This window comes from Nocardioides sp. P4_G4 (assembly GCF_056401085.1).
This window is the reverse complement of the sequence record NZ_JBFUKA010000094.1, coordinates 1-15,831: the sequence shown is the minus strand read 5'-3', so window position 1 is coordinate 15,831 and position 15,831 is coordinate 1. Positions and strand designations below refer to the sequence as shown.

The 15,831-nt window shown below is 71.8% G+C and carries 13 protein-coding genes; 9 read left to right on the top strand and 4 right to left on the bottom strand.

All coding sequences use genetic code 11. From position 1 onward, the window contains the following. Positions 1–72: 72 nt before the first annotated feature. Positions 73–1,245 (bottom strand): PucR family transcriptional regulator, encoded by a 1,173-nt coding sequence (locus AC1DQF_RS18365; RefSeq protein ID WP_477526673.1) that lies wholly within the window; start codon positions 1,243–1,245, stop codon positions 73–75. A gap of 159 nt (positions 1,246–1,404) precedes the next feature. On the opposite strand from AC1DQF_RS18365, the gene AC1DQF_RS18360 reads away from it, so the two are divergent. The 5 genes from AC1DQF_RS18360 to AC1DQF_RS18340 all read left to right on the top strand — a co-directional run bounded on the left by AC1DQF_RS18360 (position 1,405) and on the right by AC1DQF_RS18340 (position 7,679). Next, positions 1,405–2,553 carry a ferredoxin reductase gene (locus AC1DQF_RS18360; RefSeq protein WP_477526672.1) on the top strand — a complete coding sequence of 383 codons (1,149 nt, stop codon included), beginning with the start codon at positions 1,405–1,407 and terminating at the stop codon, positions 2,551–2,553. 56 nt (positions 2,554–2,609) lie between these two features. Continuing rightward, complete coding sequence (locus tag AC1DQF_RS18355; RefSeq protein ID WP_477526671.1) at positions 2,610–3,848, top strand: fatty acid desaturase family protein; 1,239 nt, start codon at positions 2,610–2,612, stop codon at positions 3,846–3,848. A gap of 256 nt (positions 3,849–4,104) precedes the next feature. Then, on the top strand, positions 4,105–5,232 hold the full coding sequence (locus AC1DQF_RS18350) for an MSCRAMM family protein (RefSeq protein ID WP_477526670.1): 1,128 nt from the start codon (positions 4,105–4,107) through the stop codon (positions 5,230–5,232). Positions 5,233–5,293: 61 nt separating this feature from the next. Further along, positions 5,294–6,106 carry a crotonase/enoyl-CoA hydratase family protein gene (locus AC1DQF_RS18345; protein WP_477526669.1) on the top strand — a complete coding sequence of 271 codons (813 nt, stop codon included), beginning with the start codon at positions 5,294–5,296 and terminating at the stop codon, positions 6,104–6,106. A gap of 121 nt (positions 6,107–6,227) precedes the next feature. Beyond that, positions 6,228–7,679: an MFS transporter gene (locus tag AC1DQF_RS18340; RefSeq protein ID WP_477526668.1), complete on the top strand. Its 1,452-nt coding sequence runs from the start codon at positions 6,228–6,230 to the stop codon at positions 7,677–7,679. Between the two features lie 5 nt (positions 7,680–7,684). Here the strand turns inward: AC1DQF_RS18340 and AC1DQF_RS18335 are convergent, their stop codons facing one another. From AC1DQF_RS18335 to AC1DQF_RS18325, 3 genes are read right to left on the bottom strand one after another with little or no spacing between them, the layout of a single operon-like run. Next, complete coding sequence (locus AC1DQF_RS18335) at positions 7,685–8,701, bottom strand: LacI family DNA-binding transcriptional regulator (protein ID WP_477526667.1); 1,017 nt, start codon at positions 8,699–8,701, stop codon at positions 7,685–7,687. 10 nt (positions 8,702–8,711) lie between these two features. Next, positions 8,712–9,890: an MFS transporter gene (locus AC1DQF_RS18330; RefSeq protein ID WP_477526666.1), complete on the bottom strand. Its 1,179-nt coding sequence runs from the start codon at positions 9,888–9,890 to the stop codon at positions 8,712–8,714. Beyond that, entirely contained in the window at positions 9,887–10,795 is a 909-nt protein-coding gene (locus tag AC1DQF_RS18325) for an ABC transporter substrate-binding protein (protein WP_477526665.1), read from the bottom strand. Before AC1DQF_RS18325 ends, AC1DQF_RS18330 begins: the two co-directional genes overlap by 4 nt. Positions 10,796–11,019: 224 nt before the next feature. On the opposite strand from AC1DQF_RS18325, the gene AC1DQF_RS18320 reads away from it, so the two are divergent. From AC1DQF_RS18320 to AC1DQF_RS18305, 4 genes are all read left to right on the top strand, one after another. Further along, positions 11,020–12,126 carry an alpha/beta hydrolase family protein gene (locus tag AC1DQF_RS18320; RefSeq protein WP_477526664.1) on the top strand — a complete coding sequence of 369 codons (1,107 nt, stop codon included), beginning with the start codon at positions 11,020–11,022 and terminating at the stop codon, positions 12,124–12,126. A 3-nt stretch (positions 12,127–12,129) separates the two neighbouring features. Continuing rightward, a complete protein-coding gene (locus AC1DQF_RS18315; protein ID WP_477526663.1) occupies positions 12,130–13,092 on the top strand; it encodes an NAD(P)-dependent oxidoreductase in 963 nt (320 codons plus the stop codon). Positions 13,093–13,094: 2 nt separating this feature from the next. Then, positions 13,095–14,342: a M24 family metallopeptidase gene (locus AC1DQF_RS18310; RefSeq protein WP_477526662.1), complete on the top strand. Its 1,248-nt coding sequence runs from the start codon at positions 13,095–13,097 to the stop codon at positions 14,340–14,342. Between the two features lie 31 nt (positions 14,343–14,373). Next, the coding region (locus tag AC1DQF_RS18305; protein WP_477526661.1) for an NAD-dependent succinate-semialdehyde dehydrogenase at positions 14,374–15,831 on the top strand (1,458 nt) is incomplete at its 3' end.

Genomic DNA, 15,831 nt, shown 5'->3' with positions numbered 1-15,831 from the left:
ACGTTCGGCCCCCTGAAGTCGTGATTCCGGGGGCCAAACGTCACGGACTACCCCGAGAACGGCGGCGGTGAGTCACGCCAGGGCGAGCGTCACCTCGAGCACGAACTCCGGGTCCTCGAGCCGGTCGCCGTACAGCTCGCGCAGCTGCCCGACGCGGTAGCGCACCGTCTGGGGGTGGATGAACAGGTGCTCGGCCATCGCCTCGCGGCGGCCCTGGTGCAGCACCCACGCACGGAGCGTCTCGGTGAGCTTCTCGGCGGTCGACGGCCGCTGGTCGAGCAGCGGCGCGAGCACCCGCGCGCGCAGGTCGGCCCGCATCTCGGGGTCGGCCGACAGCAGCAGGGCGCCGAGGTGGGCATCGGTGTCGAGCACCGCCCGGTCCGTGTCCCCGAGCGCGCCCTCCGCCTGCAGGACCACGGCCCGAAGGGCGCGGGCGTGCGAGCGGGCAGCCTCGAGCCACGGGACCGAGGGGCCGATCACCGCGCCGGTGCCGCGCAGTGCGCGGACGAGGCCGGTGCGGGACGCGGGCGTGCCCGTCGAGGGGACCAGGATCAGGGCCAGTCCGTCGGGGAGGTCGGGCACCTCCTCGGTGGGCTGCAGCGTCCGCGGGTCCAGGGCGGTCGCGGCGTGGGGAGCCTGCGCCTCCGGCAGGAGTACGGCGCTCAGGAAGGCCGGCGGATCCCAGTCGGCCCGCTCGGCGGCGGCGACCACCGCCTCCGCCGTGGCCCCGGTGACCAGCGCCCTGGCCAGCCGGTCGAGGTTGCGCTGGCGCACGCGGCCGGTGCTCTCGAGTTCGTCGCTGTGGCCCGCGGCGCTCGAGGCGGAGAGCTCGTCGATGTAGGCGAAGACCAGCTCGGCGAAGCGGGACAGCTGCTCGGCCTCGACCCCGGCCTCCACCGCGGTGCGCGACAGGTCGCGCCACGAGACGCGGGCGCCGATCCGGTAGGCCGCCAGCAGCGCCTCCATGCTCCGGCCGCTGCGCGCCTCGCCACGACCGAGCCGGTAGGCGCCCTCGAGCGCGGGGGCCATCGGGGTGCCGGCCTCCTCGCGCGTGGCGAGGGTGAGGAACCCGCCGAGCGCCAGCTGGACCGCCTGGCGGATCGTCTCGCCCATCACGCCGCTCAGCTGCCCGGTGTAGCTGGGCACCTCCTCGGTGATGGCCACCACCGCACGGTCCGCGACCTCGGCCAGCTCCTCGCGCATCAGGCGCACGACGTCCTCGTCGAGGCGTACGACGGTGGGCACCGGTGTGGCACGATCGGCGCGAATCTGTGTGGCGCGGCGCACAACTGGACGAGGCACGGGCCCTCCCGGTGGATAGGTTGTTCGTATCGAACAATAAACCAGATCCGATTCACGTGCACGGGGCAGGACTTCCCCGCCGCGGACAGGCACGCTGGACGCATGACGACGTTCCTGTCCCCCGCCTCCGGGCGCGACCGACCCCCGTTGCTCGAGGGGCGCGTCCGCGAGCTGCGCGATCGCGCGGTCCGCATCGCCGAGGCCGCGACCACGCCGTTGCTCCCCGCCGACTACCTCGACCTCTTCGCCCCGCTGCGCTCCGGCGCCGACCTGCGCGGCCGCATCGAGTCGATCCACGCGGAGACCGCCGACGCGGCCACCATCGTCATCCGCCCGGGTGCGGACTGGGCCGGCCACGTGCCCGGCCAGTACCTCCGCATCGGCATCGACGTCGACGGCGTCCGCCAGTGGCGTGCGTACTCGCTGACCCACGGCCCCCGGGCCGACGGTCGCATCTCGATCACGGTCAAGGCCGTGCCCGACGGCCTCGTGAGCAACCACCTGGTCCACGAGGCCCGGCCCGGCACGATCGTCCACCTGGAGCAGGCCGCCGGTGAGTTCGTCCTCCAGAGCGACCACGACCGGCTGCTCTTCGTCACGGCCGGCTCCGGCATCACCCCGGTCATCGGCATGCTGCGCAACCTCTTCCCGAGCACCGACTCGGGCGTCCTGCGCCTGCCGCGCAGCCAGGACCTCGACATCGTCGTCGTCCACGTCGCACCCAGCGAGCCGCACTCGATCTTCAGCCGGGACCTGCACGCCCTGGCCGACGCCGGTGCGATCCGCCTCGTCGCGCGGTACGACGACGAGCACGGCGTCCTCGACGTCGCCGACCTGGAGACGCTCGTCCCCGACCTGCACGAGCGCCGCACCCTGGCGTGCGGGCCGGCCGGGTTGCTGGACGCGCTCGGCGCCCACCACGAGGCCGCCGGGCTCGAGCTGGTCACCGAGCAGTTCCGCACCGCCCGCGTGGAGGCCGGCGACGGGGGCACCGTCGCCTTCTCCTCCGGCACCACGCTGGAGCTGGACGGTGCCACGCCGATCCTGGACGCCGCCGAGGAGGCGGGTCTCCTGATGCCCAGCGGGTGCCGCATGGGGATCTGCATGGGCTGCGTGCTCCCGCTCAAGGAGGGCTCGGTGCGCGACCTGCGCAACGGCGCCATCACCACCGCGATCCCGGGCGAGTCCGGCGCGATCAAGGTGCAGACCTGCATCAACGCCGCCGCCGGCCCCTGCCACATCGACCACTGACCCCTTGGTTACGAGACGGGCCCAGCGGCCCTCCTCAACCTGCGGAAAGGATTGACATGACCACGATCCAGAAGAAGACCGCCGTCGGCGGCAACCCGATCGCCCACCTCACCGAGGCCGACATCGAGGCCATCGGCGTCGAGCTCGACGCGATCCGGCAGAGCATCCTCGACGACCGCGGCGCGGACGACGCGGCGTACATCCGCAAGCTCATCGACCGCCAGCGCAAGCTCGAGCTCGGCTCGCGCGCCGTGCTGCTCTTCAGCGCGTTCCCGCCGGCCTGGGTCGTCGGCACCGCCGGGCTCAGCGTCGCCAAGATCCTGGACAACATGGAGATCGGCCACAACATCCTCCACGGACAGTGGGACTGGATGCGCGACCCGAAGATCCACTCCAGCGTCTGGGAGTGGGACATGGCCTCGCCGTCGGAGCAGTGGAAGCACAGCCACAACGAGCTGCACCACACCTACACGAACGTCATCGGCAAGGACAACGACCTCGGCTACGGCATCATGCGCGTCGACGAGGAGCAGCGCTGGTCGCCGTTCCACCTCGGTCAGCCGATCTGGTGCTTCATCAACGCCGTGTTCTTCGAGTACGGCATCGCGGCCTACGACCTCGACCTCGGCGCCGTCATCAAGAAGAAGCAGACCAAGGAGCCGGAGTTCCGTCGTCGGGCCAAGCAGGTCCTCGGCAAGATCCGCAAGCAGGTCACCAAGGACTACGTCGCCCACCCGGTGCTCTCGATCCCGACCGGCTCGTTCCTGCCGACCCTGGCGGCCAACTTCACCGCCAACGTCGTGCGCAACCTGTGGTCCAACTCGATCATCCTGTGCGGCCACTTCCCCGAGGGCGTCGAGACCTTCGAGCGGCGCTCGATCGAGGGCGAGTCGAAGGGCGACTGGTACGTCCGCCAGATGCTCGGCTCGGCCAACATCTCGGGCTCGAAGCTCATGCACCTGATGAGCGGCAACCTCTCCCACCAGATCGAGCACCACCTGTTCCCGGACCTGCCGTCCAACCGGTACGCCGAGATCGCGCCGCAGGTGAAGGCCCTCTTCGACAAGTACGACCTCACCTACCTCTCGCGCCCCCTCGCGCCGCAGGTCTACTCGGCCTGGCACAAGGTGGTGCGGCTGTCGCTGCCCAACGGCTGGCTCGCCACGACCAACGCCAAGAACGCGCCGCAGCAGATGTCGCTCCTCTACAAGATGTCGACCGGCGGCCCCAAGATCCGTCGCGCGGCCCAGGCCCGCCTCGAGCAGCAGGCCCGCCGCATGGCGAAGGCTGCCTGAGCGAGCCCCGCAGCCGCGTGCGGCAAGGGATCACGACCTCCGGTGGGAGCTGAGTCACCCGGTGACTCAGCTCCCACCGTCGTTCCGGCCCGTCCCCCGGATCGTGCACAGTGCATACGGGGTGCCTAGCCCAGTTCTCCACCGGACTCCCACGCGACGTGCAGCAGACATCCTCATGGCCGCGCGCCTGCCTCGACGTACCTAGTTTCGAGGAGGAGGGCGCCGTACCCGGTGCCCCGGGACCAAGGGGACACCGATGAAACAGCGCATCCGTCAGGCCGCGGGAGCCATGCTCGCCGCCACCGTGGGACTCACCTCCCTCGCCGCTCTCTCCAGCCCGGCGGAGGCCGCACCGCCGACGCGGATCTTCGGCACCGTCACCGTCGCCGGTGGCGGCGCGCTGGCCGGCGTCAAGGTGACCGCCCTCAAGCTCGGCGGGACCGGCCAGTGGGCCGAGGCGGACAACGCCGTGACGCTCGCCGACGGCAGCTACCAGATCGGCAAGTTCGACAGCGGCACCTACCGGATCCGCTTCGACGACCCGTCGGGCCGCTACGAGACGGAGTTCTACGACAACCAGCCGCGCGTCGACCTGGCCCAGGACATCGTCCTCAAGTCGGGCGGCGGCAAGTTCGAGCACGTCGACGCCGAGCTCGGCGCGGCCGCCCACCTCACCGGCCGTGTGAGCAACAGCTCGGCAGCCGGCATCCCGGACGCGACCGTGACGGCGTACGTCCGCCAGGGCGTCGAGTGGGTCGAGTTCCAGCACGTGGCCACGGCAGCCGACGGCACCTACGACCTCGGCGGGCTCCCGGGCGGGACCTACACGCTGGGCTTCGCCGACCCCGCGTCGGGCGTCTCCGAGTTCTGGAGCGACAAGTCCGAGCTCGCGGCCGCCGACTCCCTCAGCGTGACGAACCACGGCACCACGAGCGGCCTCGACGCGACGCTGGCGACGACGAGCCCGGGGTCCACCCCCACCGAGACGCCGACTCCGACTCCGACGCCGACTCCGACTCCGACGCCCACGCCGACGCCGGCCGCGACGCCCACCCCGGCGAGCACGTCGACGCCCACGTCGACGAGCAGCCCGTCCGGCACCACGGCGCGCGCCGTGTCGGTCGTGACCAAGCCGAGGATCAGGGGCTTCGCGAAGGTCGACCAGCGCCTGCGGGTCACCAAGGGATCCTGGAACCCCACCGCGGTCTCGACGAAGATCCAGTGGCTGGCGAACGGCAAGAAGATCAAGGGCGCCACCAAGACCCGCCTGCGCCTGAGCGGCAAGCTGGCCGGCAAGAAGATCACCGTCAAGGTCACGGCCTCGGCGCCGGGCATGACGTCCGTGACGGTCAAGACCGCGGCGAGCAAGAAGGTCAAGCGCTGAGGCGCTGAYCCACGGACCGCAGGGGTGCGGCGGCGCGGGGGCGTCGCCGTACCCTTGCGCCATGTCCGACCCCGACGCCGACACCCTGGTCACCTGCACCATCGAGCGCGGCATCGCGCGGGTGCGGCTGAGCCGTCCCGACAAGCGCAACGCGCTCACCCTCGACACGCTCGAGCAGCTCATCGACACGGCGCGGATGCTGCGTCGCGACAAGTCCGTCCGTGCCGTGGTCATCGACGGCGAGGGCGAGGCGTTCTGCGCGGGCCTCGACTTCGGCACCGTGATGAAGCAGCCGGCCCGGGTCGCGACGGCGTTCGTGCCGCGCCCGTGGCGCGGGACCAACACCTTCCAGGAGGCCTGCTGGGCGTGGCGGCGCCTGCCGGTGCCGGTCATCGCCGCCGTCCACGGCCACTGCCTCGGCGGCGGCCTGCAGATCGCGCTGGCCGCCGACTTCCGCATCGCCCACCCCGACTCGACGTGGTCGGTGCTCGAGGGCAAGTGGGGGATCATCCCGGACATGTCCGGCGTACGCAGCCTCGCCGAGCTGGTCGGCATCGAGACCGCCAAGCGGCTGACGATGACCGCCGAGATGTTCAGCGGCAAGGAGGCCCTCGAGCTCGGGCTGGTCGGACGTCTCGACGCCTACCCGGCCGCCGCGGCGCTCGCCCTGGCCGAGGAGCTGACCCAGCGCTCGCCCGACCAGCTGGCCGCCGCCAAGCGGCTCTTCAACGACACCTGGACCTCCAGCCCGCGTCAGACCTTCGCCCGCGAGCGGGTCGAGCAGGCCTTCCTGCTCTTCAACCGCAACACCAAGATCGCCCGCGAGGCCGCCCTCGGCAAGGTCGCCCCGGTCTTCGGCCCCCGCTCACGCTGACACTCGGGTCGTCGACGGGCCCACCCCGCAAGGTGTGGTCGGGGCCCGACGCCGAGGTCTAGCGTCGCCCGGTGGTGCTCGGGACTCCCCCGGGACCAGGAGGTGGCACACCGTGAGTGGCGTGGAGACCGGAACGATCACGACAGACATTCCCGCGCGACTCGACCGACTGCCCTGGTCGCGCTTCCACTGGCTGGTGGTCATCGGGCTGGGGACGGTGTGGATCCTCGACGGCCTCGAGGTCACCATCGTCGGCTCGATGTCCGATGCCCTCAAGGACCCGAAGACGGGGCTGGGGATGACCAGTGCCGACGTCGGCATGGCCGGTGCCATCTACGTCGCCGGCGCCTGCCTCGGCGCGCTGTTCTTCGGCCAGCTCACCGACCGGATGGGCCGCAAGAAGCTGTTCCTCATCACCCTCGGCGTCTACACGGCCGCCACGGTGGCGACCGCCTTCTCGATGTCGGTGTGGTGGTACTTCGCGGCCAGGTTCGTCACCGGGGCGGGCATCGGCGGTGAGTACGCCGCCATCAACTCGGCCATCGACGAGCTGATCCCCAAGAAGTACCGGGGCCGCGTCGACGTGGCCATCAACGGCTCCTTCTGGGTCGGCGCGGCCGGTGGCGCGCTGCTCACCATCCCGCTGCTCGATCCCACGATGGTCCCCGCCGAGTGGGGCTGGCGGCTCGCCTTCGGCCTGGGGGCGATCCTCGCTGTCGGCATCCTCGTCGTACGTCGCCACGTCCCGGAGAGCCCTCGCTGGCTGTTCATCCACGGGCGTGAGGACGAGGGAGAGGAGATCGTCCGCGGCATCGAACGCCGGGTGGGCGAGGACGTCGGTGACCTGCCCGAGGTCGACGACGACCCGATCACCATCCGGCAGCGCACCACCATCAGCATCCCGACGATCGCCAAGACCGTGTTCACGCTGTACCCACGACGCTCGGTGCTGTGCCTGACGCTCTTCATCGGGCAGGCGTTCCTCTACAACGCCTTCTTCTTCACCTACGGCGACACCCTGTCGACGTTCCTCGACGTCAAGCAGACCGGGTGGTATCTCGCGGTCTTCGCCGTCTGCAACTTCGCCGGGGCGTTGCTGCTCGGCCCCCTGTTCGACTCGTGGGGACGGGTGCGGATGATCGCCGGCACCTACATCCTCTCCGGGGTGCTCCTGGGCGTGGCCGGCACGATGCTGGGCGACCTCGACGCCGTCACGCTCACCGCGTTCGGCTGCGTGATCTTCTTCTTCGCCTCGGCGGGCGCGAGCGCGGCGTACCTCACCGCTTCGGAGGTGTTCCCCATGGAGACGCGGGCGCTGTGCATCGCGTTCTTCTACGCCATCGGCACCGCAGCGGGAGGCATCAGCGGACCGCTGCTGTTCGGCCGGCTGATCGAGAACGCGACCGCGGACAAGGACATCACCGGCATCGCGATCGGCTACTTCCTCGGTGCGGCCCTCATGATCATCGGCGGCATCACCGAGATCGTCCTCGGGGTCAAGGCCGAGGGCCGGTCCCTCGAGTCGATCGCGCAGCCGCTCACGGCCGAGGACGCCCAGACCGCGTCCGCCTGAGCCCGTCAGGCCGGGGGTGCGGTGGAGCCGCGTACGACGAGCGACAGCGGCAGCAGCACCGAGCGGGCCGCCCGGTCGGGCTCGGCGATCGCGTCGAGCAGCATCCGCGCGGCCTCGGCGCCGATCTGCTGGTGCGGGATCGCGAGGGTCGTCAGCGGGGGAGCGAGCTTGTCGAGGAACGGCATGTCGTTGAAGCCGACGACGCTCATCTCCCGCGGGCAGTCGATGCCGCGCTCGGCGAAGACGTCGTAGCAGCCGAGCGCGATCAGGTCGTTGCCGGCGACCACGGCGGTCACGTCCGGTCGCACCTCCAGCAGGTTGCGCAGGGCGGCCGCGCCGGCCTCCTCGGTCCAGTGCTCGCACGTGACGACGAGCGCGGGGTCGACGTCGAGGTCGAGGTCGCGCACCGCGTTGCGGAACGCGCGGCGCCGGGCGACACCGGTCGAGGTGGTCGCCGGTCCGGCGAGGTGGCCGATCCGGCGGTGGCCCAGCCCGGCGAGGTGGCCGACGGCCATCTCGATGCCGGAGGCGTCGTCCGGGGTGATCGAGGGGATGTCGAGGCCGTCGGGGCGACGGTTGACCATCACCATCGGCACCCCCTCGCGCTGGAGCCGCGCCAGCAGCGGGTGCTCGATCAGCGCGGTCGCCACGATCAGCCCCTCCACCTGGCGGGAGCGCAGCAGCTCGATCTGCGCGGCCTCGCGCTGCGGGTCGTTGTCGGTGTTGACGATCAGGCCGCTGTAGCCGGCGGGCTCGAGGACGTCCTCGATGCCGCGCACGATCGGCGGGAAGAGCGGGTTGGTGAGGTCCGGGATGACCAGCCCGACCGTGCCCGACTTGGCGGTCTTGAGCCCGCGGGCGATCGGGTTCGGTCGGTAGCCCAGGCCCTCGGCGACCTTCATCACCCGCCGCGCCGTCTCCGCGTTGACGAGCCCGCGGGTGGCGGGGTTGAGGGCGCGGGAGGCAGTGGCGGGGTGGACCCCGGCGGCGTCTGCCACGTCCCGGAGCGTGGGGGTCTGCACAGCAGGCATCCTAGGGTTCCCCGTCCTCGACCGGGCGCCGCCAACGGCTCCGCGCTGCCGACGCCCCGATCCCGAGCGGTACGGCGAGCGCGGCGTAGCCGCCGTACACGAGCGCGAAGCGGCCGGTGTCGACCAGGTCGGCCACCACGATCGCCCCGAGGGCGCTGCCCACGAAGAGCGACGCGGCGAAGAGCGACACGACCACCGCGCGGGCCCGGGGCAGCACCTCGGTGGCCCAGGTCTGGAGCGAGGAGTGCATCGCCGACCACCCGATCCCGAGGAGGATCGCCACGATCACGGCCACCTCTGGTCGCTGCGAGACGGCCAGCAGGCCGGTGCCGAGCGCGGCGCAGCCGGCTCCCAGCAGGATCAGGCGGGCCGGGTGCCAGACCAGCGAGAGGCGCCCCACCGACGACGAGCCGAGGAGCACGGCCAGCCCGTACACGCCGGTGACCGCGCCGGCCACGGTGGTCGAGGTCCCGGTGCTCTCCACGGCGGTGGGCAGCAGGGTCAGGGCGCCGAGCAGCACGATGCCCTCGACGAAGGCGAAGAGCAGCACCAGAAGGGTGATCCGGGAGTGCGAGATGGTCGCCAGCGAGGCCCGGGCCGTGAAGCGGGTCCCGCCCCGGCCGGGCTCGGGCAGTCGGGCGAGGAGGACGGCCAGCACGAGCGCCGCGCTGCCGGTGAGGAGGAAGGGCAGCCGCCACGAGGCGACGTCGGCGAGCAGCCCCGCCCCGGCCGAGGCGGCGGCAGTGCCGACCGCGACCCCCACCATCAGTCCGGTGATCGCCTGCTGCCGGCGGGCCGGGGCGACCGTGTCGCCGAGGTAGATCAGTGCCGAGGGGTACGCCGCACCGAAGAACCCGCCGGCGAGCCCGCGCAGGACACCCAGCACCAGGATCGTCGGGCTGAGCGCGGAAGCGAGACTGAGCGTGCCCGCCACCACGAGGCTGGTGCGGAGGGTGCGGACGCGTCCGTAGCGGTCGGAGGCGAAGCCCCACAGAGGCTGGCCGAGCCCGTAGACGAGGAAGTAGGCGCCCGCGGCGGTGACGACCTGGGTCAGCGGGACGTCGAGGCTCGCCGCGATCGCCACCAGCATCGGCGGCATCGCGAAGCGGTCGAGGGTGCTGACCAGCGTGGTGACCTGCAGCAGCCGCAGCGGGGAGAGCCGCCCGGGTGCCTCGCTCACCGGCGGACCACGAGCCCGGGGTCGGACAGGGCGTCGGCCAGCACGTCGCGGCCCTCGACCACACGGGGCAGCCAGTGCCGGCGCAGGTCGAGCACGGTGCGCAGCGCGGCGGGGTCGACCACTCCGTCCACGACGAGCCCGTCGCCGGGGTCGGCCAGTCGCTCCACGTAGCGGCGCGCCAGGTCGTCGTCGAGGCCCAGCCGGGCAGCGGCAGCGTCGACCGCCGTACCGGCCAGCCGGCCACCGACGATGCCGGCGGCGGTCGAGGTGAGCACGCCGGCGAGGTCGTGCCCCACCTCGAGGTGCTCGTCGCGCACGACGCAGACCACCGTGGCGAGGTAGGGGGAGAGCTCGTCACGCACACTGGCGACGAGGGTGCAGCCGGCCGCCTCGGCAGTGAGCTCGTTGCCGGCGCCGAGCATGGTGGCGGCGCAGTCGCCGTCGAGCAGGGCCTGCAGCCGTTGCGGGGTCGACCCGAGGTTGACGACCTCGTAGTCCCCACGGCCCAGTCCTCGCCGCTCGAGCAGGGTGAAGAGCGCGAGTGCGAAGCCGGAGCCCGGCACGTCCACGCCGACCACGGCGCCACGCAGGTCGTCGACGGTCGTGCCGGGGCGGGCCCAGACCCCAAGCCCCAGGCCACGGTCGACGCCGGCCAGGATCCGGGCATCCACCCGCTCGCCGAGAGGGTTCTGCGGGTCGAAGCGGTAGGCGAGCACGTTGTCGGGGTTGGTCAGCCCGACGTGCAGCTCGCCGTCGATGAGCGAGCGGAACTGTGCCGGCGACGACGGGACGGGTCGCTCGAACACCTCGATCCCGGCGGCGGCGAGGGCGCCGGTACGCCGTGCTACCTCCAGCACCACCGACGGCGTGAAGGACCCCAGCTCCACCGCACGTGCGTCCGCCATGGCGTCTCCTGCCCCCGTGGAGCCGGCGCGCTGCCGGCCGGGAGCACGGTACCGGATCGTGCACTCGATTGCAGCAGGGGCCTTGGGAGCGGAGGGGCCCCGCTGGGCGGAAAGGGCCCACGGCACGCCTCCTGCTTGACAATGCGCGGGGCGGCGGTCAGGCTGCACTCGATTGCAGTGAGCGGCGTACGGGCCGTCGCGGACGACCGAATCGGGAGGTGATCATGGACGAGCTGGTGGCTTCTGCCGTCGCCCACTGGGGCCCGCGGTTCACGACCAACGGCGTCACCGCGGCCGACTTCGCCCGGATCACGGACGGCATCGAGCGCTGGGACGACTGGTGCCGCACCTGGAGCGCCGAGGGATCGGCGCACGAGGCGCTCGGCCGGGCCGCGCTCGCCGAGGGGCGCACCCGATCGGCCGGGGAGCACCTGGCCCGGGCGGCGGTCTACCACCACTTCGCCAAGTTCGTCTTCGTCACCGACCCCGCCCAGATGCGTGCCGCGCACGAGCGGACGGTCGCCTGCCTCACCGACGCGCTGCCCCACCTCGACCCGCCGGGTCGCCGGCTGGAGATCCCGTTCGAGGGGTCGCGGCTGGTGGCGGTCGTTCGTACGCCGTACGGCGCGGGCCCGCACCCCGTCGTCCTGATGCTGCCGGGCCTCGACTCCACCAAGGAGGAGCTCGGCTCGACCGAGGAGACCTTCCTCGACCGCGGGCTGGCCACGGTCACCCTCGACGGCCCCGGGCAGGGCGAGGCGGAGTACGACCTGCCCCTGCGGGGCGACTGGGCTCCGGTGGCCGAGGTGGTCTGGGACGCGATCGGCACCCAGCCCGACCTCGACCGCGCCCGGCTCGCGGTGTGGGGCGTCAGCCTCGGGGGCTACTACGCGCCGCGCGTTGCGGCCGCCCTCGGCGACCGGGTGAGGGCCTGCGTCTCGCTGGCGGGTCCCTTCAACTTCGGCGAGCACTGGTCCGGCCTTCCGCAGCTCACCCGCGACACCCTCCGCTTCCGCTCGGGTGCGACGGACGACGAGCAGGCACGGCAGCGGGCCCTGGAGCTCGACCTGTCCCCAGTGGCGTCCGACCTGGTCGCCCCGCTGCTGATCGTCTTCGGTCGGCAGGACCGGCTGATCCCGTGGGAGAACGCGATCCGGATGCGCGACGCCGTCGCCGGCCCGACCACGTTGCTGATGCTCGAGGACGGCAACCACGGCTGCGCCAACGTGTCGCCGCAGCACCGCCCGATCACCGCCGACTGGCTGGCCGCCCGGCTGCTGGGCGGACCCGAACCACTGCTCCCCACCTCCACCGCTGAGAAGGCAGGCTGATTCATGGACACCACCGACGCTCACACGCCCGGATCCCTGCGGGTCGGCTGGATCGGCGCTGGCCGGATGGGTGCCGCGATGGCCTCGCGGCTGGCCAAGGCCGGCGAGGACGTCACCGTCTGGAACCGCACGCGGTCCAAGGCGGAGGCGCTCACCGAGGTCGGCTGCGCAGTCGCCGACACGATCGCCGACCTGCGCGGGCACGACGTCGTGTTCACGATGGTCTCGACGCCGGCCGACCTCGAGCAGGTGCTCACCGGCCCGGACGGCCTGCTGGCCGACCCCGACCAGGTGCCGGGCTGCGTGGTCGACTGCTCGACGGTCTCCACGGAGTCCTCGGCCGCCATGCGCGCCGCCTGCGCCGAGCGCGGCGTCGCCTTCCTCGCCTCCCCGGTGAGCGGCAACGGCAAGGTCGTCCGTGCCGGCGGCCTGAGCCTCGTGGTCTCCGGTCCCGAGGAGACCTACCAGCACGTGGCGCCGCTGCTCGACCACCTGGGCAAGGGGGCGACGTACGTCGGTGAGGGCGAGCTCGCCCGGCTGGCCAAGATCTGCCACAACGTGATGCTCGGCGTCGTCACCCAGAACCTCGCCGAGATCACCGTGCTCGCCGAGAAGGGCGGCATGTCGCGTGCGGCGTTCCTGGAGTTCCTCAACAAGTCCGTGATGGGGTCGGTCTTCACGACCTACAAGAGCCCGGCGTTCGTGCACCTCGACTACACGCCGACCTTCACCCCGATCCTGCTGCGCAAGGACTTCGACCTCGGCTTCGCCGCGGCGCACGAGCTCGACGTACCGATGCCCGTGGCGGCCGCGGCAGCCGCCGCGGTGCAGGGGACCGTGAGCGGCGGGCGGGTCGAGGAGGACTTCGCGATCCTGCTGGACCAGCAGGCGATGCTCTCCGGGCTCGAGCTCAAGCCGGAGGACACCCCCGTCGACGACGGTCTGTCCGCGGCCGACGAGGCCTGAGCATGAGTACGGCGGGCCGCCCGCTGGCGGCGCCGGGGCACATGGGCGTCGACTACGAGGAGCGGGTCGACTTCGACCGGCTGCGGCGCTACCGCATCGCGCGGGCCCGCGAGGCCCTGGACACCAGCGAGTGCGGGTCGTTCCTGCTGTTCGACTTCTACAACATCCGCTACACGACCCAGACCTGGATCGGCGGCGCGCTCGGCGACAAGATGATCCGCTACGCGCTGCTGGCCCGCGGCAAGGACCCTGTCCTGTGGGACTTCGGGTCGGCGGTCAAGCACCACAAGATCTACTCGCAGTGGGTGCCGGAGGAGAACTACCGCGCCGGCTTCCTCGGCTTCCGTGGCGCGGTCGCGCCGTCGGTGGGGCTGATGGTCGACGCCGTCGCGGAGATCAAGTCGCTGCTCCAGGAGGCCGGGGTGGCCGACATGCCCGTCGGCATGGACATCGTGGAGCCGCCCTTCCTCTTCGAGATGCAGCGCCAGGGCCTCACCGTCGTGGACGCCCAGCAGCTGATGCTCGACGCCCGCTGCATCAAGAGCGGCGACGAGATCATGCTGCTCAACCAGGCCGCCGCGATGGTCGACGGCGTCTACCAGGACATCACCGACGCGCTCAAGCCAGGAGTCCGGGAGAACGAGATCGTGGCGCTGGCCAACAAGCGGCTCTACGAGATGGGCTCCGACCAGGTCGAGGCCGTCAACGCCATCTCCGGCGAGCGCTGCAACCCGCACCCGCACAACTTCACCGACCGCCTGATCCGCCCGGGTGACCAGGCGTTCTTCGACATCATCCACTCCTTCAACGGGTACCGGACCTGCTACTACCGCACCTTCGCGGTGGGCAGCTCGACGCCGGCGCAGCGCGACGCCTACACCCGGGCGCGCGAGTGGATGGACCGCGGCATCGACGGGATCAAGGCCGGCGTCGGCACCGACGAGGTGGCCGCGCTGCTGCCCAAGGCCGAGGAGTTCGGCTTCGGCAGCGAGATGGAGGCCTTCGGCCTGCAGTTCGCCCACGGTCTCGGCCTCGGCCTGCACGAGCGACCGATCATCTCCCGGCTCAACTCGATGAAGGAGCCGGTCGAGCTCAAGGTCGGCATGGTCTTCGCCCTCGAGACCTACTGCCCCGCGTCCGACGGGCTCTCCGCGGCCCGCATCGAGGAGGAGATCGTCATCACCGTGGACGGCCCCCGCATCCTCACGCTCTTCCCGGCGCAGGAGCTCTTCGTCACCAACCCCTACTGACACCCACTCCCCGATCCGAAAGGCACCACCCGTGGCTGACTTCTCGCTCTCCTCCGTCGCCGACCTGCCGCTCGACCTGTGGGTCGGTGGCGTCGAGCGGCCCGCCTCGGACGGCGGCCGCTTCGACGTGCTCGACCCCGCGACCGGCGAGGTCATCACCTCGGTGGCCAACGGGACGGTCGACGACGCGATGGCGTGCGTGGATGCGGCCGACGCGGCATTGGCGTCGTGGGCGGCCACGTCCCCGCGCGACCGTGCCGAGATCCTGCGCAAGGCCTTCGAGCTGATGACGGAGCGGTCCGACGAGATCGCGCACCTGATCTCGCTGGAGAACGGCAAGGCACTCCCGGACGCGCGCGGCGAGACGGCATACGCCGCGGAGTTCTTCCGCTGGTACGCCGAGGAGGCCGTGCGTGCCTCGGGCACGGTGATGACCGCCCCGTCGGGGGCCAACCGGATCCTGGTGCTCCAGCAGCCGGTGGGCATCGCGGTGCTGGTGACGCCGTGGAACTTCCCGGCGGCGATGGCGACCCGCAAGATCGGACCCGCCCTCGCGGCCGGTTGCACGGTGATCCTCAAGCCCGCCTCGGACACACCGCTGACGGCGCTGCTGATGGCCAGGATCCTGGCCGACGCCGGCGTCCCCGAGGGCGTGGTGTCGGTGCTGCCGGCGCGACGCTCTGGTGCCGTGGTCTCGGCGATGGTGCACGATCCGCGGGTCCGCAAGCTGTCGTTCACCGGCTCGACCGAGGTGGGCCGGGTGCTGCTCAAGGAGGCGGCCGACCAGGTCGTCAACTGCTCGATGGAGCTGGGCGGCAACGCCCCGTTCCTGGTCTTCGAGGACGCCGACCTGGACGCGGCGATCGAGGGCGCGATGATCGCCAAGATGCGCAACGCCGGCGAGGCGTGCACGGCGGCCAACCGGTTCTACGTCCACGCCGACGTGGCCGAGGACTTCAGCCACCGGCTGGCGGAGCGGATGAAGGCGCTCACCGTCGGCCCCGGCACCGACGACGACACCCAGGTCGGCCCGCTGGTCAACGAGGAGTCGGCGGCCAAGGTCGACGAGCTGGTCAAGGGCGCCGTCTCGGCCGGGGCCCGGATCGTGATCGGCGGCGAACGCCCGGACCGCGAGGGCTTCTACTACGCACCCACCGTGCTGCTCGACGTCCCGCGGGGTGCGGACATCCTGGGCGAAGAGATCTTCGGCCCCGTCGCCCCGGTGCTGACCTTCACCGACGAGGACGACGCCATCGCGATGGCCAACGACACCGAGTACGGCCTGGTCTCCTACGTCTACACCCGCGACCTCGCCCGCGGGCTGCGCGTCAGCGAGCGACTCGACGCCGGCATGGTCGGCCTCAACCGGGGCCTTGTCTCCGACCCGGCCGCCCCCTTCGGCGGCACGAAGCAGTCGGGCATCGGGCGTGAGGGTGGGCACGAGGGGATGCTGGACTACATGGAGAGCAAGTACGTCGCTGTCTCGTGG